Below are 17,792 nucleotides of genomic sequence, written 5' to 3' on the forward strand. Positions count from 1 at the left end.
CCTGTGGCGGAGTGCGATCGGTCAAGCATCGCTGCCTCTCATCGGGATCGTCGCGTTCCTCGTCGCTGGGTGATTCAGCAAGCTGGCAGGTCGCCTCGCCATCACCGTGAGTTCAGGTTCTTCTCCGACCCTTGCCTGAACCCTTCGCTCTGGGTTTTCTCATCGGCAACCCTCACCCCGTAGTGGTAGGCAAGCTTCCCGCCAAGGTAACCGGAGGCGCCGACGATCAGGTAGCCCACCACGCTGAGAACGAAGGGAAGGAAGCTGAAGTCCTGCTTGTCGCTCCCCAGCCGGAGGAAAAAGCTGATGGCAAAGAGGGCGACGGCGGTCAGGTTCAGCGACATGTGGACGAGTGCTGTGCGGTGGGCGGCTGTTCCGCCCGTGAGCGTCATGAAATCCATGAGGCCAAAGACGGCGGCGGCAAGTGCCCCGATGATGCCGATTCCCACCAGCCACTGTGCACCGGTCAGGAAGGGTGCGTCGTCGCTTCCCAGCAGAGCCACGACGTCGAAAACAAGGCTCGCCGTCCACGCCCCGATGGGGATGGTTACCAGGGTGGGGTGGAGCGGGTGCCCGTAGGGTCCCGCCAGTGGGGTCTTGGGGTGCTTGGACAATTGGTGGGCCGTGGGATTTTCCATCATTGCTCCTTATTCCGGGGGTTGTTCGTTGGGTTGAGGACGGGCGGGTTGTCGCGGAGGGCAAGTGCGGCCTGCACCAGCGCGGAATGCGTGAGGGCTTGCGGAAAGTTGCCGAGAAACAAGCCGGAGGTCGGGTCCATCTCCTCGCTGAAGAGTCCCAGCGGTGAGCCCTTCTCCAGCAGCGCCTCGAACAGGGCGGAGGCTTCCTCGTGCTGGGCGGTATTGGCCAGGGCCTGCACCAGCCAGAAGGAACAGGGCAGGAACGCCCCCTCCGTCCCCGGGAGGCCATCCTGTCCCGGCGGATAGCGATAGAGCAGCGGGAATCCGGCGGACAAGTCCCTGCGGATGGCGTCGATGGTCCCCGTTAGGCGGGGCGAATCCGGCCTTTCCAGGCCCGTGAGCGGCAGGACCAGCAGGGCTGCGTCAATGTCCTGGGAACCGTAAGTGCGGGTGTACGAGTTCATGGCTTCGTTGTAGCCGTTCGTGCGGAGCTCCGCCGCGATCCGGGTCCGTTCAGTTTCCCAGCGGAGCCGGCGCCGCGTGCTGAGCCGGTCCGTGGCCGCGATGCGCAGGGCACGGTCCAGCGCGAGCCAGGCCATGACTTTGGAGTGCACGTGCTGGGCAGGGTCACCGCGTACTTCCCAGATGCCGGCGTCGGGCTTCTCCCACGTGGCGGCCACCAGATCCGCGAAGCCCCTCATGGCCCGCCACGTTTCCGACGTCAGCCTGCGGCCGCTCTCCACGAACGCCCAGGCGGCGTCAATGACCCAGCCGTAACCGTCGAGCTGGTGCTGTGAGGCAGCGAGGTTGCCGGTCCGCACCGGGCTGCTGCCGCCGTAGCCGGACCAGTGGGCCAGCTGCCGCTCCGCCGGAACGAGTCCTCCAGTCAGCGTGAGGAGGGCAGGCAGGTGGGGCCGCTGCAGGCGGCTGGCATGGAGGAGCCAGCCAAGGAAGTTCTCTGCTTCCTGCGTCTTGCCAGCGCGGAGGAAAGCGCCGACGCCGATGCTGGCGTCCCGGGGCCAGGCGTACCTGTAGTCCCAGTTGCGTATGCCGCCAGGGTCCTCGGGCAGGGATGTGGTGGGGGCGGCCACCGGAGCTCCCGAGGGGGAGTAGGTGAGGAGCCGGAGTGTGAGCAGGCTCCGCACCACCTCCTGGCGGTAGGGGATGGTTTCGTCAATCTCCTCGGTCCATGCCCGCCAGCTGGCTTCGTCCCTTGCAACGAGGTCCCACGCTGCCGCCGGATCCAGGTGGATCAGGGGTTCGCCGAAGGCCAATGCCAGGACAAGTGTCAGGGGTTTTCCCGGAGTGACGTCGAAGGTAAGGGGGCGCCCGGGCTCGAGTCCGAGGCGGGGGCTCGCTCCAAGGGAAGCTGCCAGGGGACCCCAGTTGCAGACGACGTCGTGCCCCCGCCGCACCCGCGGCAGGCGGTGGTTTTCGCCGACCCGCGGGTCGAAAAGTACCGTGACGGGTACCGGTGACCCTTCCGCGGACAGGCGCCTGACCAGGATGGTGGTGGGCAGCAGCTCGCCGGCCACTTCGGCGATCATGGCCTCGGTGAGAACGAGCCGGCCCTTCCCGGCCGCCCACACCGTTTCCAGCGTCGCCGTATTTTCTCGGTATTCGCGGGAAACCACGGTGGCCGGACCTGCGGGACCTGCGAGGAACCTGCCCGCCTCCGGTCCTCCCAGCAAGGCACCAAAGAGTGACTCGCCGTCGAACGCGGGGGCGCAAAGCCAGTCCACTGACCCGGCACTGGAGACAAGGGCGGCGGTCCGAGTATCGCCAAGGAGCCCATAATCCGCGATGGGGGTGGGCCTTTCCTGCGCCCGGAGGGGGACGGTCCGGTCAAGCTGGTGGGGGGCGGGGTCCAGGTGATTGACGCTCATCGTGCCCCCAGAAGAAGTCCAAGCACTGCACCGTAGATCACGTGGGCCACCCCGGCCACGGCCGGAGTCTGAATGCCGTAGTTCAGGCCTAGCAGGCCGGGTGGCTCCAGCGCCGCCGTCGTACTGAGCCCCGCCCTGGTGGTTGCCATTCTCGGGTGGACGCCGGGCAGCAGGGGCAGGATGACCGTGAGTGCCACCGCTACGTGGAGCAGTCCCAGCAGGGCACCGAGCCACCAGGTTGCCTGCCCCAGGAGCGCGAACACGGCGGCGTAGCCCAGGGCGAAACCCTGCCCCGCGGCGAGATGGATAAAGAATCCCGCCACCCTGGCCTTGTCCGGGTCAGGCGTTACCAAAGTTCCCAGCACCAGCGGGAGGTCCAGCCTGGTCAGCCCCGCCATCTGGGCGGCGATCATCACCGCGGTCAGCGCGGAGGTTGCCAGCAGCCCGAACACGGCCCAGCCTTGCCAGTCCATTCCACGTCACCTGGTCCTGGCGCCTAGGTGCTGGAAGCGCCGGAACATCAGCGCCGGATCCCGCCACTGCATTGTGGACTCCTTCTAAAAGTAGATTTTCTAATTTTAGAAGGCGCAAGGCTTTTAAACAAGCAAAGTCGTTTTAGAGAGGTGTATCCAGCGTCAGCGGGCCACGCCCAGGCGTTTACGGCGCCGTCTTGATCCAATAGTGGCGCTTGCGGTTGCGGGTGTCCTCATACACGCCGCCGCCTGCGGGTCTTTAAGCTCGTCGGGGGACCAGCCGTCTGCCCCCCGGTCCGTCCTGGCGGGCACCGGCGAACTCGGCGGATGCTTCCAGCCAGGACGAGTGGAAGTTTGTTCGGGCGCACGAGTTGGGCCATCACAAGATCCTATGGTCCCTGCCATCCGTCACGAGGCAATCACCCCGTGCCTGGAGCACTCTGCCGTCCAGCCCAGCGGTGCCACCTGGACTTTCATCCGGCGCCGGCACGTGGCGCAATACCGTGGCGGCTCCATCGCCAGGCGCTCGCCGCAGCGTTGGTGAACGTCCGACGGCGGACCGCCGCCGCCGTCGGACGGCTCCCCGCAGTGCCCGCAATAGTCCCCGGTGGTTGAGCCGGGGCCCACGACCGCCGGGTTCCCTGGCCGAGCTTGCGAGGGGAGGGGGCGGTTGGGGAGCGAAACCCCGAGCGAAACTCCGGTGGTTGAGCCTGTCGAAACTCCGGTGGTTGAGCCTGTCGAAACCCCGAGCGAAACTCCGCTCATAGCGTCTTCTGGAGTTCCTTGATAGGCATGTTGAGGTCCACGAGGAGGTTCAGGTCTGCGGTGGCGGGGCGGCCGAGAGTGGTGAGGTAGTTGCCGACGATGACGGCGTTGATTCCGCCGAGCAGGCCGTCGCGCGTGCCGAGGTCGCCCAGGGTGAGTTCGCGTCCGCCGGCGTAACGGAGGACGGTTTTGGGCATGGCAAGGCGGAAGGCGGCGATGGCGCGGAGGGCGTCCTTGCCGTCCATGATGCCCTGGTTTTCCAGCGGGGTTCCGGGGCGGGGGTTGAGGAAGTTCAGCGGGACTTCGTGGGGTTCCAGGGCTGCGAGCTGGGCGGCGAGTTCTGCCCGCTGCTCCACGCTTTCGCCCATGCCGATCAGGGCGCCGCAGCACAATTCCATGCCGGCGTCCTTGACCATATTGCAGGTCTCCAGCCGTTCCTCATAGGTGTGGGTGGTGACGACTTCGGGGAAGTAGCTGCGCGCTGTTTCAAGGTTGTGGTTGTAGCGGTGGACGCCCCAGTCCTTGAGCTGGTCCACCTGGCGCCGGGTCAGCATGCCCAGCGAGCAGGCGATGTTGATGTCCACTTCTTCGTTGATGCGGTCAATGGCGAATTTGATCTGGTTCATCAGCTTGATGTCGGGTCCGCGGACGGCGGCAACGATGCAGAACTCGGTGGCTCCGGTGGCGGCGGTTTCCTTGGCGGCCTTGACCAGTTCGGGGATGTCCAGCCAGACGCCGCGGACGGGGGAGTCGAAGAGCCCGGATTGGCCGCAGAAATGGCAGTCTTCAGGGCAGCCGCCCGTTTTGATGGAGATGATGCCTTCCACCTCCACGTCCTCGCCGCAGTGCCGGAGCCGGACCTGGTGCGCCAAGTCCAAGGCGGCGGGAAGTGCCTCGTCCGGGAGGCGAAGGACCTCTTCGAGCTGAGCCTGGGTCAGGCCGATGCCGTCCTCGAGAACCTGCTGGCGGGCGATCTCCAGGATGTGATGGCCCTTGCTCTGATAGTCCTTGCCGACGCTCGCGGACTTCGGGCTTGTCCGTACATTTTCCTGGATCGTCATTGATTGGTCCTTTGCGCTTGCCGTGGAAGTTCCTCACAGCAGACGCTAGTTCTCCCTTGGCGGCCCCATTTTGGAGGGATTCGACAAGATTTTGACAGATCCAGTAAAGGGCAGGACCAGCTTCAGTAACGCGCGGGCTGGATTTCGGGTCAGGCCGGGATCAGTCCGCGCTCCTGCAGGTCCTGCCACAATTCCCCGGGGACCTCAGCGGACATGCGCTCGGCGCTTTGGCTGATCTGTTCCGGGTTGCTGGCTCCCACGGTGACGTTGACGACGGCGGGGTGGCGGAAGGGGAACTGGATGGCGGCGGTGGGAAGCTCGACGTCGTGTTCTTTGCAGATCCCGGCCAGCAGCCTGGCCCGTTCCAGGATCTCTTCGCTGGCTTGGGAGTAGTTGTAATGGGCATCGGAAGGCAGCTCGGGTTTGGCGAGGATGCCGGAGTTGTAAACGCCGACGCTCACCACCCCTGTGCCCAGCTCAAGGCATCGGTCCAGCAGCCCCTCGCCTGGGCGGCCGTCCGAGCCGGGCTGTTCCAGCATGGTGAACCTGCCGGCCAGCATGAGGAAATCCAGGTTTGCCGCCTCGACGCACTGGAGGGCGGCTCCGGCGGTGTTGGTCCCGACGCCGATGGCCCGCACCAGTCCTTCCGCCCGGACTTTCTCCAGGGCGGGAAGGGCGGAACTCACCGCATCTTCCATGCTGTAGACATCGGGATCGTGCAGGTAGGCGATATCGATGTAGTCCAGGCCCAACCGTTCCAGCGAGTCTTCGATGCTTCGCCTTACCCCGGCCTCGGAGGGGTCCCACTCGCGCCGCAGCGCAGCGGGCACGTCAAATCCCTCCGGGTCCCGGGCATCCTCCATTGCAGGCGACGGCACCAGGACCCTGCCCACCTTGGTGGAGAGGACAAATTCTTGCCGGGGTTTCTTGCCCAGGACTTCGCCCATCCGCCGCTCCGAGAGGCCCAGCCCGTAGTGCGGTGCGGTGTCGAAGTAGCGGATGCCCGCGTCCCAGGCTGCCTCCAAGGTATCCGCCGCCTGCTCGTCGGAGATGGCGCGGTACAGGTTGCCTACTCCCGTACCGCCAAAGCCGAGCCGGCCAAGCTGCTCCCGTAACTGCCTGCTGTCCTGGTCCACGCACTGCTCCTTCGGTTCCGTATCCGCGATGGCAGGAGCCTAAAGAGGGAGCAGGAGACTGTCAATGAAAGCCGGGACTTCGTGTCAGGCGGCAGAACTGGCGGTTGCTGGCTTAAGCGCGATGTCCTGCCGCAGCCGTGCCGCCTGGATGACGATGGCCAAAGCGGCAAAGGCGATGATGGCGCCTGCGTAGGACTGCAGGGTGGGGACCAGTCCGAGAAGGGGCACGAGTTGGCCCGCGATGATCACGGGGACGCTGAATGCCAGATACGCGGCGGCATAGATACCTGAGAAGACGCCGGCGCGTTGGTGCGGCTGGATGTGCGGGCCGATCAGCCGAAGCTGGCCGCCGAATGAGCCACCGAAACCAACACCTCCGAGCACGGCACCGATCCAGACGGCGGGCAGCCAGGTTTCATTGACTCGGAGAAGGACCAATGAGTGCCAGACCGTCCGGCTTTGTCACCCCCGCCACGGCCTGAGCCGCGGCCACCATCCCGGGACATTACGCCGGTAGTTGCGGTACTGCTCGCCGTAGGTGCCGGTGAGGGTGGGCTCCTCGTAGCCTTTCACAAACGCGACCACCGCGATGAGTGCGATTGCGGCGTAGAGCACGAGCCCCCAGCTGGCGAACAGCAGCGCCTGGCCGAGGATGATCGTGAGTACCGCGAGGTACATCGGATTGCGCACGAATCGGTACACCCCGGTGACCACGAGCGTCTCGGTCGGAGCGACCGGAGCCGGCGTTCCGCGGTGCTGGGCGAACAGCGCGAATGCGTGCAGGAGGAAGGCCACTCCGAGGGCGATGGCGATCCAGGCAACCGGCACCACCCAGGCCGCGCCTCCCCAGTCATACGGCCGCCAACCGGAAATGAGCCACGGGATGAAGCCTGCGACGATACCCGACGCGAGGAACAGGAACACGATCGTTCCGATCCATGCGCGTGCGGGAGAGCCTGACCGGGCCATGAACGTCAGGCTAGCCCAAGCTGCTCCCTTTGGGGCAGTCAGCCCGGGTTGGGCAACCCGCAGAGTTCCCCGCAGTTCTTGTCAGGCGTGCGTTGTACTCGTGGGCCGGCGGTGCCGGCCTGCAAACGTGGGAGGCGCAGGCTGGGGGATTTTGGCGGGATCCGCGCCGGGACGTCGTCGTCGTAGTTCCAGGGCGAGTGCTTCCTGCCCGCGGGCCATGGCCCAACGGTGGTTCGCGGAGAAAGCGGGCTTGAGCAGCCAGCTCAGCCGGCGCAGCAGCGGTTTCGACGTACTGACCCGCCAGTCGTAGGTGACCACCGTTTCCGGCCCGTCCTGTTCGAACGTCCAGCGTCCGGTGCCGTTGAGGTCACCGTGGGCGGAGAGGGCGAGTCCTTGTTCCGTGACGGGCTCGGTGACGGTGAGCTGCCATTTGAGGGTGTAGGGCAGCCAGCCCTTGGTGCGCAGGGAGAACGCCTTGCCAGTCCCATCCGGGTTGCCGGGATCCAGCGGCACAACCTCCAAATACACGGAGGGCCACCAGCGGGCCAAGGTTCCGGCATCACCAAGAATGTCCACCACCTCGTGCGGGGTACCGGCCACGCGCCAGACGGTCAGGAACTCGTAGTCGTTGCTGCTTTTCGACTTGCCGGCCATTGTTGCCTCCAGGGCAAGGTTCGATAGTTGACCCACAGTACTCACGCCGTTGCACGTGGTCAACGGCCCGGTTCCGCAGGCTTTAACGGGATGCTTGCGAGAGCTCAGCGCTTGTCCTCCCAGCCATCAACACAACTAAACCCGGCCACTTAGACTGCACCCATGACTGAAACTGAACGAGTCACCGTAGATCCGGTTTTCGAAGCTGCCTACGAAGCCGCGCAAAAGAGCCTCCGGGAGGGCGGCATCCCGATCGGCGCTGCCTTGGCCCGCGGCGGGGAAGTGATAGCCAGCGGGCACAACGAGCGTGTCCAGAATGGTGACCCGATCGCCCACGGCGAGATGTCTGCACTGCGCGTTGCCGGCCGCCAGAAGAGCTACCGGGACATGACCCTTTACACCACCCTGGCACCTTGTGCGATGTGTACCGGGACCATCATCCAGTTCAAGATTCCGCGCGTGGTGGTGGGCGAGGCAGAGACGTTCCCCCGGCGAATTCGACCTTCTGCGATCACGTGGGGTCGAAGTAGTGGTCTTGAACGATGACCGGTGCGTTGACATGATGCGCACGTTCCAGAATGAACACCCTGAACTGTGGGCGGAGGACATCGCCGAGTAATCAACTGCACAAAGGCGCCGATCCAGCTTGCTCCCTTAGACCCCAAAACCTTGCCACCGGTGGGGTAATTCGAGGCGTACTCGCACCCGTGGACAACCGCACTGGGCAGGCCTATGCTGACTGCGCTGGGACCCGGACGACAACGACGGAAAGGGTTCGAGATGGGAATTCAGGAAGACGCCGCAGTGGTGCGGCGCGGTTATGAGGCCTTCAACGCCGGCGATGTGGAGGGCCTCCGGGGCCTCTTCGCCGACGATGCGGTCTACCGTGTGGGCGGCACCAGCGGCCTCTCCGGCGATAAACAGGGCCAACAGGCCATCATGGGCTATTTCGGTGAATTGTTTTCCCGGTCAGACGGCACGGTCAAAGTTGACCTGCAGGACGTTATCCCCGGGGAGCGTCACACGGTGGCCCTGCAAACCGCTCAAGCAGAGCGGAACGGGAAGTCGATGAAACAGAACGGCGTCCTCGTGTTCACGCTGAGAGACGGGAAAGTCACGGAAGTCAGCGAGTTCCAGGAGGACACCGCCGTGGCCGCCGACTTCTGGGCCTGACACGAGCAGCGCTCCGGGCCGGCCGCAAACCGCAGCCGGCCCGGACGCGTCTTCATCAGATGAACTTAGCTCAGGTCGAAGCGGTCCGGCTCCAACCTTCAGGGTTCACAGCTACGCCAGGGCTTTCCGGAAAGCGGCCGCCAATGCGCTGCGGTGCTCCTCCAGCCAAGCGATCCGCTGGTCTTCCAACCGGATCTTCGTGTAGTCATTCTCGGAGAGCCTCTCGCCGTGGCGTGACCGGCTGAGCCGCCCCAGGCCGCGCTTCAACCGTTTGGCCTCCAGCAGCAGCGGCAGCGCCTCGATCTCTGCCTCGTTCGGCCGCAAGTCCCGGCTGTAAGCGGCCAGCAGCTCAGAGACCCGGCCGAGGTCGAGGGCGACCTTATTGTCGGCTTCACCTGGACGGGTGTAGACCTTGCCGACGTCGTGGACGGCGACGGCAAGGTCCAGGACGCGCACGTCCGCGTGGGCACTGTCGAAGTCCAGGACGCCCGCCACCTCGCTGCCGTTGAATACCAGGCTGCCTCGTCGGGCGCCGCCGTGCACCACCACCCGGGGCAGGTGCGGCAGGACTGCGGTTAATTGTGCGACCAGGTGCGCGGTCCGGGTTCTCACGGCCGCATCTACCCCTTCGTCATTTGCCCGCGTGCGCAACTCAAGCAGCACGGCGGGTTCGGCCACTGCCGCTGGAAGGTCGGCCACGGTCTGGTGGTACCGGGCAAGTGTTCGTCCCATAGCCTGCACGTGCGCCGGCGATGCATCGATGAACGGTGTCCCTTGAACTCCCCGCGTTGCGATCCATAACCGGCCGTCCAGCTCGGCATGGTCCTTGCCGGAGCTGGCCGGGGCCACCTCCGGTGCGGGGAATCCCCGCTCCCGGAGCAGCCGCATGAGGCGGAGTTGGCGGGCGAGTTCCTCATGCGGTTTGGACCGGTACGAGCGGCGCAGGTAGTGGACACCATCCGTGGCTTCAACGCGCAGGTGCTCGTTTTTGCCGCCTGCCACCGGGGCAACTGAGTTCCAACCACCCAGTGGCCACAGACTCGCGAGCTCGGACAGCGGGAGCTCCGCCCCGGCACGGTCCAGCAGGACGCCCATGGTCGACGTCATGCGCCTGCCCGCCCTTCTGCCACCCTGTAGAACTCCTCCCGGTAACGTCGGAAGACATCGTTTGCACCGTTGTGCCAGTCGGCGGCCCCGTTTTTCACGTCGCGGTTGAGGCTGTGGAATATATACCGGCACCAGTGGAACCGCAGGTTTCGCAGCCGTTCGACGCCGGCTGCCTCCCGATACGCGCCGAGGAAAGCGTCGCACGGCTGGTCGGCGCGGGAAATGTCGCCGGTGGCTGAGTGAACGCCTTGGCGCAGCCGGTGGAGGAACTCGGCCACATCGCGGGCGGGGTCCGCCGGGGCGCTGCGGTCGAGGTCAATCACTGTAACGGTTTCCTCGGTCAGAAAGACGTGGATCGGCCGGTACTGCCCGTGGCTTTGGGCATGGACGCTGTCCACGGTGTCATGGGTGAGGTCGTCCAACCGTTCGAGCATGCCCAATGCCACCTCAGCGTAGCCAGGACGGTCAGTCGCCACTCTGACAAGGCGTTTGGCCAGGCTCGTCAGCTCCCCTGTCACCAGTAGGGAGTGTGGGGCCCCGACCCGGAGATCCACCTTATGCAGGTGGGCCAGCCATGATCCCGCGCGGGCGCAGCCCTCGGTGAGTTCAGCGCCGTCGTCGAGCACTTCCGACAGTGCTTTGCCCGGGGCTCCCCGGCACAGCAGGACCTTTTCGTCCCCGCACCACGCCAACGGCTCGACAGCCTGGAACGGGGAGCCGGCCCCCAGCCCGGCATTGCGCATGGCCTGCAATTTTGCGTGCACGGCAGGGCCATCCTCGAAGGGGAACAGCTTGGCGAAAACAGGGGGGCCGCCGTCGAGATTGATCTCTACAGTGGCGGCCCCCGATCCGTCCAGCTGAATCACCTTTGTTGTCCACGTGCCTCCGTCCGAGGCGCCCGGAACAGCCGGAATCAAGTGTGGGCGGACATAGCGGTTGAGGAACTCCGGTGCACAGACCCGTTCGGCACGATTGACCTGCTGCTCCTTGATATCGCGGTGTTGGGACGGGATTTGGGTGCGGTTCATGCGTCCTCCTTTACTCGGAAGGGGTTATGGGTAATCCAGTGAACTCGTGCGCCGGACAGTACATGCGTCCTGCTACCGGTGACGCCAGCTATCAAGTTGGTGGGGTCCGGCTGGGTGCTGTGCCCGGTCACGGTCGGCTTCCTCTCAGGTAGGTAGCGGGCTGGTCAGCTTCGACTTCGGACTGTGGTGAGGGATGGCGTCCATTGCCGTGGCTGCCGTTCCACGTGGGGCGTGAGCCGGCGATGCCCTGCAGACGGCACATCTCGCTGTAGAGGCCGCCGCGGGCAATGAGCCGGTGGTGGGTGCCGCGTTCCACTACCCGGCCCGCATCAAGGACAACGATCTCGTCCGCTGCCATGGCGGCGGCCATGCGATGCGTGATGATCACTGTGGTCCGCCCGGATGCCACGCGCAGGAGGGCCTCCAGCAGCGCGTGCTCGGATTGGGCATCCAGACCCGTCGTCGGTTCGTCGAGCACGAGGACCGGGCAGCCCTGCAGCAATCCGCGCGCCAGTGCCAACCGCTGTTTCTGGCCTCCGGACAGCGTTGCCCCGCGCTCAGCCAGCACGGTGTCGTAGCCGCGGGGCAGCGCCTGCACGAAGTTGTGGGCCTGGGCCGCGCGGGCTGCGTCCTGGACCTCTTCCAGCGAGGCATCGGGCCGGCCGTACGCAATGTTCTCCCGCACGGATGCCCGAAACAGCACGGCGTCCTGGGTAACCAGCCCCACTTGGGTGTGCAGGCTGGCGCCAGTCAGGTCACGCAGGTCCGTGCCGTCCAGGAGGACCCGGCCGCTGGTGGGGTCCTGCAGCCGGCACATTAGGGCAGCGATTGTGGACTTCCCGGCCCCGGTGGGTCCGACAACTGCCAAAGTGCTGCCCACTGGGACCGTCAGGTCCACATCCCGCAGGACGGGGCGGTCCTGGGTGTAGGCAAATCCGACCCCGTGCAGGCTCAGCTGCTTCCGGGGTGGGCCGGCGGGAAGGGCACCGGGTTTGTCCTGGATGTCAGGGCTGCGCCGGAGGGTGTCGGCGATGCGGGCCGCGCGCACGCCGGCTCGGGCCAGCTGGGCGGGCAGCTTGGACAGGGCGCGTGTTGGGCCGAAGAAGTCACGCAGGTAGGAGGTGAAGATGACCAGGTCTCCTGGTGTCAGCGCGCCTTTGAGCACACGCTGGGCTCCAAGCCAGATCAGACCTGTGGTGGCTACAGCCACCACAGCGTCCACAGCGGCGCCAAATGCGGCGCTTGTCCGCGCCGAGCGCAGCACAGCAGTGACTGCGGCATCGGAGTGGCGACGGAAGCGCTTGGACTCGTCATCTTCCCGTCCTGCGGCCTTGACCAGCTTGATCGCTACCAGTGACTCCTGCGCTACCGCCGCCAGGTCGCCCTCGCTGTCGCGCGCGTTTTCCTCCACTGTGCGGATGCGGGCTCGAAAGCTGGACACCGTGAGGAGCAAAAGTGGCAGCACCAACAGCAGTGCCAGGCTGAGTTGCCAGTCCATGACCAGCAGCACCCCGGCCATGCCGGCCAGTGTGAGCACGTGCGTTGAGGCGTCAACGAGCGTCACGGTAAGCAGTGCCCGCACCTTGTCGACGTCTCCGGTCAGGCGGGTGGTCAGTTCACCTGTTGGTGTCCCTTCGTGATACGCAAGGGGCAGCCGCTGCAGGTGATCGTAGAGCTTGGTCCGGATTGATGCCGAGACGCGTTCGCCGACCACGGTGAGGATATAGCTTCGGGCTGCGCCGACCAAGGAGTCCAGGACGGCGATGCCGGCCAGCGCCGCGACGACCAGGACGAGGATGTACTGGATGTCCTGGCTGGTGGGGTTCCCAGTGGGTAACAGCACTTCGTCGAAGAGATACTTCAGCGGCCATGGTTTGAGCAGCGCGATGCCCGTCCCGGCGACCGCGAGCAGCGCGGCCAGCAGGCAGCCGGGCCATTGCGGGCGCAGGAACGGTCCGAAGGTACGCAGGATCATGTGGGCCTGCATGACCGGAATAGGAGTGCCTGCGGCAGCGATGGGAATCAGGCGCCTGCTGGTTCGTCTCACCGGGACCTCCCTCCCGCGGCGGCGCTCACGGCCCGTTCCCAGGCGTCCAACCAGTCAGGGACGAACGAGGAGTCCCTGACCGGGCGAACTACGAGGCGGTAGAAAAGGACCTCGGCGAAGGTGCGGGCAACGTAGGCGGGGACGGACCGGACTGCACCTTCATCGCCGCCGGCAGCCGAGTAGTCTTCCAGGAACGCGTCCACCCAGGGCACGGCGGCCGTCAGGTTTCCGTGCCGGGAGGCGCCCATGGTCAGGGTCTGCCCGATGAAATGGCCGAGGTCCCGCCCGGCAGGGGCCCATGCGGCGCGATCGAAGTCGATGACCACGAAACGGTACCGGTCCAAGTGGATGTTCTTGGGTTGGAAGTCGCCGTGTGTGAGCACGCGGGGCCCGTCGGTCCTGGCCAGCTCCTCAATGGTGGCTGCGGTGAGCTCTGCCACTCTCGCGGCGGCCTTGGGCAAGAGCCCGGCCAACGCCTCGGCATACTGGCCCAGCTTGAGCCGCTCGAAGTCTGCCGCCAGGTCGGGCGCATGAACGCCTCTGACGTGATGCAGGCGGGCCAGCCAGCGCCCTGCCCGGCCGGCTTCGGGCGCGGCGGATCGTGGGTCGCCGTCCAAGAGTGAATGCAGCGTGGTGCTTGGGGCCTCCTCCTGCGCGAGAAGCTGACGCGACGGGTCAAACCCGTATGGCTCAGGAACCCTGAGCTCTGCCTCATCGAAGCCGGCCTGACGCAGGCTCCTGAGCAGCCGCCATGCCTGCTCGCCGCCGCCGGCACGGTAGCCCTTGCCGATCACTGCGAGCAGAGTGGAGGTGCCGGACCCGGAGTCAAGGGCTACGGTCCACCGGACAACGGGCCGGCTCCGGGAGGCATGCACAACCGAGCGTGTGAGCACTTGCGCCCGTCCCGGAGGCAGGGCATCAAGCGGTGGCGGCGAAGCGAGCAGGGACTCGGCAATCGCTTGCCGCTGCGCACGTGCATCAATGTCAGGGTTTGGTGCGCTCACGCCCGGTCTCCCGTCAGCTCGCCTGCGGCCAGGGTGGCGAGCCGTTCCCGGCCCGACTTCACCGTTTCCTGGGCGGCCTCCTCGTCAATCTCGCCGAGACCGATGAGCAGGTGGAAGGATCCTGCTTGCGCACGCACGCTGATGAGGACTCCATGCCCCGGGTCCGGTGCTTCCGGGTCGCACCACGCGGTGTCTTCGTCGTCGGCCAGCGCTACCCATACCTGGGTTGCCCTGCTGGAGGCGCCCTGCCAACTGGTTCCTCCAGTACGCTGCAGCTCTGCCACGCCATGGCGGAGCAAACGGTAGTAGTCCGGCGACAGGCACGTATGGATGCTGATTCCGTCTGCCCCCGCAGGCAGGTCGTAGGCCACTAGCAGGGCAGGGGCAGCGTCATCAAGGACCGCCCTTTTGCACAACCCGAACAGAGGGCTGTCCTCCTGCACGTTCCTCAGCTCCGACACGATGATTCCGTCCCCCCAGTGGATGCTGACTTCGTATCGGTCGTGGAGGCCTCCGCCATCTGCCAGGCCGCCGGGGTGGTTGGCCGGCACGTCCATGTAAGTGTTCAGCTCCTCCTGGCGGTTCCAGTCGTCGGTAGGGTTGCCGATTGCTAAAACACCCCCGTTAGGGCCCCGGTACGCCAGGTAGACCAGCCGGCCGCCATGCTCCGGGGCGAGCACCGCGAACAGGTGCTCGCTTCGCAGCACCAGCTCCTCGACGCCGTCGTCGTCAATGTCAATCATTTCGGCCTCCAGCGGGCGGACCTGCCGGCCGAACCATCCGGCGGCGGCGGCCAACACACAGGCGGCCCGCACATGGCTGGCCACAGCCTTGGCCCAAGGGGCGGGCAGCCGGTCGGGGTGGTCAATGTCGTGCCATGCCGTCTCATACCCGGAAGCAAGCACGTGCTTCCAGGCCAGCGCCGTCAGCCGGGGTTCTGCGCCCGCCCGCTCTGCGTCGGCCACTACACGGCGGGCCCGGGCGAGGTGCTCCTGGTAAGGGGCCCACGCTTCGTCCTTGCCCCAGCCGCTGTAGTCTTCGCCCGCGTGCCAATCCTTGGCCAGCTCCACGAAGGTCCCGCGTTCCACAACCCGGACACCCGGGCTCCTCCGGCGCTGGCGAAGCCACGATGACAGGTCCACAGGTAAAAGCTTGGGCTGGGTGGCAAGCCAGCGCAGGAACTCCTCATACCGGCCGAGGGCACTGGGATGCCACGGCCCCACTCCCGCGCTCTTTTCCATGTCGTCCGCGTAGACCAGGATGCTGTCATCACCGGGAGCCATGGGAAGCTCGGCGGCCCGGGACAGGCTGCGCCAGTGGCTCTTGTCATCAGGAGGAATCCAGTAGCGCAGCCGGGTCGACATCGGCACGACCTGCAGGCCCTTGCCGCCCTTGATGCGGTATGGGCGGAGGGCATCCGAAGGAGGAGGGCTGGCCGGGTCAGCGCCGTCAAATTCAAGCCTGTCGCTGACTCCGTGGGTAGCATCGGAGGGATACAGCAGCCGGTCATCGAGCAGGACGTAACGATATCCGCCATTTGGCAGCCGAGGGTCGGTCAGGACCTTGGCAAGGCGGTCCGTATCCCACACCCGCTCAGGGACCCAGCAGATCTCCAGATCGCCCGGTGCGCACCCGAGGTGGTGCCGGTAGAGCCAAAACAACTCCTGCAGTTGCCGCCGGTTGTATTCCCTGCTGAAGGCGGTAAGGACGTTTTCGGAGTATGTCCCGCCCGTGAGTGAGACCAGGCCGACGTCGCGAAGCCGGCGGACCTCCGCCAGGAACCAAGGGTGATGCCAGGCTGCGGCTTCAATCAGTGTCCCGGACAAGTGGAGGTTCAGCGGGACGCGGTACTTTTCGTGCAGCCGCAGCAGTGCACTGTACCCCCTAACGAGCGAGGTCAGGCCCTCCCGGTCCTGATAGCCGTCGGTAATCAGGAACTGATTGGCATGGTGGACGAGCGCCAAGGGAAGCGGAGCGGAAGCCGGCCTCGGCAGCGGTTCCGCTTGGCTGGTCTGTTCGGTGTTCCGGCTGACCTCCATGGTGTTGCGTGAGTGCAGAGCCTCCTCGTACACGGCCACATACTCACGCGCAGGCACCCGCCAGGAGAAGTCTGCCCTCATTGCCCTCCGCTGGAGATGGTTCATTTCGGGCGTCCGTGAGTAGAGTGCCAGCGCGTTGTCCACAGCCGACAGCATGGATACGACGCGGCGTTGCACGAAGACGAACCCCAGGCCTTCGGCCGGATCCTCGACGTAATCGGTCACGGTGTCGGCGAGGCCGCCGGTGCGGCGCACGATGGGGATGGTGCCGTATTTCAGGGCGATCAGCGGCGTCAGCCCGCACGGCTCGAAAACGGATGGCGCAAGGAAGAAGTCACTGCCGGCGTAGACCTGCCGGGCCAGGGATTCACTCGACGTGGGATGGTAGCTCACGCTTCCGGGGTAACTCCGGGTGGCCGCCTGCAGTTGGCGCCGGTACCGGGGCGCACCCTCACCCAGCACCACCACCTGGGCTCCCCGGGCGACGAACTGCTCCAAAGCGGAAGTCAGCAGGCTAATCCCTTTCTGGGATACCAGCCGGGCCACCATGCCGAAGACCGGTCGGTCTGGAGCGGGCTCCAGGTTGCTGAGCTTCTGCAGGACTTTCTTGTTCGCGCTCTTGCCTGCGATGAAATCGCCGTTGTAGCGGGTGTCAATCCACGGGTCCACCCCGGGGCTGAACTCGTCGTAGTCGACGCCATTAAGGATGCCGCGGGCGGCGCCCCTGCGGGCCCGCAGCAGCCCGTCCAAACCCGCTCCCTGGGCCGGGGTGAGGATCTCCTCCATGTAACGGGGACTAACGGTGTTTATCCGGTCTGCGAATGCGATGCCCCGTTCGAGCAAGCTTCCGCTCTGCGGCAGTCCTATCAGCTGGTCGGTCGCGGCCCCTACAGGCCCCTGATAGGCGATGTTGTGGATGGTGAAGACGATCCCGGTTCCTGCTAGCGCCTGCCTGTGCAGTCCCTGCCGGACTTCCTGAGCCACGAGCCCGCAATGCCAGTCGTTGCAGTGAATGATGTCCGGAAGCCACTCTCCCTGGGCAGCCAGCGCTGTGACTGCTTTGGAGAACAGCACAAACGGCATGACGTCGTTGTCCTGATAGCTGTACGGTAACTCCCGGTCGAACCAGCCCGGAGCGTCAAGTGCGAGTACGTCCACTCCGCCCAAGGACGGGAGCCGGCGGACAATGACGCGCTCGGCGATCGGACCCAACGGCACATCGATCGTCAGCACCGGGCTGCCTCCGAGGCCCCTGTAAGCCGGGATCACCAGACGGACGTCAAAGCCCAGCCGGGATAATCTCTTCGGCAGAGCGCTGCTGACATCAGCCAGTCCGCCCACCTTCATGAACGGGTACGCTTCGGCGCTGGCGAAGAGCACCCGTTGCAGCGTAAGGGCCGGGGCAGTGAAAGCGCCCTCCGGCGGTTCCACCTTGCGGAGGACCCCGTCCCTGGTCCCGTTGGCGGGGACAGACGGATCAGTAAGCATCGGGCTGGCATCCTGGGCGCAGAATCACTCCGGTTATTCCGGTGCGGTTCTTCTTCGAGCCAACATCAAAGCCTGGGCGGAGGAACCGGGTCATGATCGCCGTTCCCATCATTGATCGGAACGGCTCCACCGCCAGTTCCGATTACTGGGAGGCCTTGTTCAGGCTCACGGGCGCCATGGCTGTAGGAGAATGCTGAGTTGCCACCCACAACCCGGCACGTCCCCAGGTATCGCGGGGACCGAACCGGCCGCGTAAGAGCTGAGTCACACGGCCAGACACGACTCTGCTTTTCGACGAATTTCCCATCGCGGACAAGCGAAACC

Annotated in this window: 14 protein-coding genes and 1 pseudogene; 2 read left to right on the forward strand and 13 right to left on the reverse strand. The window is 65.7% G+C overall.

What is annotated here, in order from left to right:
- Positions 1 to 101 precede the first annotated feature (101 nt).
- The 8 genes from QF047_RS01395 to QF047_RS01430 form a co-directional block, all read right to left on the reverse strand.
- Entirely contained in the window at positions 102 to 638 is a 537-nt protein-coding gene (locus tag QF047_RS01395; RefSeq protein WP_307273120.1) for a DUF2231 domain-containing protein, read from the reverse strand.
- Positions 638 to 2,524, reverse strand: a complete 1,887-nt coding sequence (locus QF047_RS01400; protein WP_307273122.1) for a glycoside hydrolase family 15 protein — start codon at positions 2,522 to 2,524, stop codon at positions 638 to 640. The genes QF047_RS01395 and QF047_RS01400 overlap by 1 nt, the downstream gene beginning before the upstream one ends.
- Positions 2,521 to 2,997, reverse strand: coding sequence for a hypothetical protein (locus QF047_RS01405; protein WP_307273124.1), 477 nt, complete (start codon positions 2,995 to 2,997; stop codon positions 2,521 to 2,523). Before QF047_RS01405 ends, QF047_RS01400 begins: the two co-directional genes overlap by 4 nt.
- 761 nt (positions 2,998 to 3,758) lie before the next feature.
- Positions 3,759 to 4,823 (reverse strand): biotin synthase BioB, encoded by a 1,065-nt coding sequence (gene bioB, locus QF047_RS01410; RefSeq protein ID WP_307273127.1) that lies wholly within the window; start codon positions 4,821 to 4,823, stop codon positions 3,759 to 3,761.
- A gap of 149 nt (positions 4,824 to 4,972) precedes the next feature.
- Positions 4,973 to 5,959 (reverse strand): aldo/keto reductase, encoded by a 987-nt coding sequence (locus QF047_RS01415; RefSeq protein WP_307273129.1) that lies wholly within the window; start codon positions 5,957 to 5,959, stop codon positions 4,973 to 4,975.
- Between the two features lie 84 nt (positions 5,960 to 6,043).
- Positions 6,044 to 6,397 carry a hypothetical protein gene (locus QF047_RS01420; protein ID WP_307273131.1) on the reverse strand — a complete coding sequence of 118 codons (354 nt, stop codon included), beginning with the start codon at positions 6,395 to 6,397 and terminating at the stop codon, positions 6,044 to 6,046.
- A gap of 24 nt (positions 6,398 to 6,421) precedes the next feature.
- Complete coding sequence (locus tag QF047_RS01425) at positions 6,422 to 6,928, reverse strand: isoprenylcysteine carboxylmethyltransferase family protein (RefSeq protein WP_307273133.1); 507 nt, start codon at positions 6,926 to 6,928, stop codon at positions 6,422 to 6,424.
- An 81-nt stretch (positions 6,929 to 7,009) separates the two neighbouring features.
- Complete coding sequence (locus QF047_RS01430; protein ID WP_307273135.1) at positions 7,010 to 7,582, reverse strand: SRPBCC family protein; 573 nt, start codon at positions 7,580 to 7,582, stop codon at positions 7,010 to 7,012.
- Between the two features lie 162 nt (positions 7,583 to 7,744).
- On the opposite strand from QF047_RS01430, the pseudogene QF047_RS01435 reads away from it, so the two are divergent.
- Positions 7,745 to 8,201 (forward strand): annotated as a pseudogene (locus QF047_RS01435) (nucleoside deaminase).
- A 161-nt stretch (positions 8,202 to 8,362) separates the two neighbouring features.
- Positions 8,363 to 8,755: a nuclear transport factor 2 family protein gene (locus tag QF047_RS01440; protein ID WP_307273137.1), complete on the forward strand. Its 393-nt coding sequence runs from the start codon at positions 8,363 to 8,365 to the stop codon at positions 8,753 to 8,755.
- A 111-nt stretch (positions 8,756 to 8,866) separates the two neighbouring features.
- On the opposite strand, the gene QF047_RS01445 is transcribed toward QF047_RS01440, so the two are convergent.
- From QF047_RS01445 to QF047_RS01465, 5 genes are all read right to left on the reverse strand, one after another.
- Positions 8,867 to 9,862 carry a phosphotransferase enzyme family protein gene (locus QF047_RS01445; protein ID WP_307273139.1) on the reverse strand — a complete coding sequence of 332 codons (996 nt, stop codon included), beginning with the start codon at positions 9,860 to 9,862 and terminating at the stop codon, positions 8,867 to 8,869.
- Complete coding sequence (locus QF047_RS01450) at positions 9,859 to 10,890, reverse strand: phosphotransferase family protein (RefSeq protein ID WP_307273140.1); 1,032 nt, start codon at positions 10,888 to 10,890, stop codon at positions 9,859 to 9,861. The genes QF047_RS01445 and QF047_RS01450 overlap by 4 nt, the downstream gene beginning before the upstream one ends.
- A gap of 127 nt (positions 10,891 to 11,017) precedes the next feature.
- Entirely contained in the window at positions 11,018 to 12,937 is a 1,920-nt protein-coding gene (locus tag QF047_RS01455) for an ABC transporter ATP-binding protein (RefSeq protein ID WP_307273142.1), read from the reverse strand.
- Positions 12,934 to 13,941: an aminoglycoside phosphotransferase family protein gene (locus QF047_RS01460; RefSeq protein WP_307273144.1), complete on the reverse strand. Its 1,008-nt coding sequence runs from the start codon at positions 13,939 to 13,941 to the stop codon at positions 12,934 to 12,936. Before QF047_RS01460 ends, QF047_RS01455 begins: the two co-directional genes overlap by 4 nt.
- Positions 13,938 to 17,468 (reverse strand): glycogen/starch synthase, encoded by a 3,531-nt coding sequence (locus tag QF047_RS01465; RefSeq protein ID WP_307273146.1) that lies wholly within the window; start codon positions 17,466 to 17,468, stop codon positions 13,938 to 13,940. Before QF047_RS01465 ends, QF047_RS01460 begins: the two co-directional genes overlap by 4 nt.
- Between the last annotated feature and the right edge of the window lie 324 nt (positions 17,469 to 17,792).

It is taken from the genome of Arthrobacter sp. W4I7, assembly GCF_030816215.1.
GTDB lineage: Bacteria > Actinomycetota > Actinomycetes > Actinomycetales > Micrococcaceae > Arthrobacter > Arthrobacter siccitolerans_A.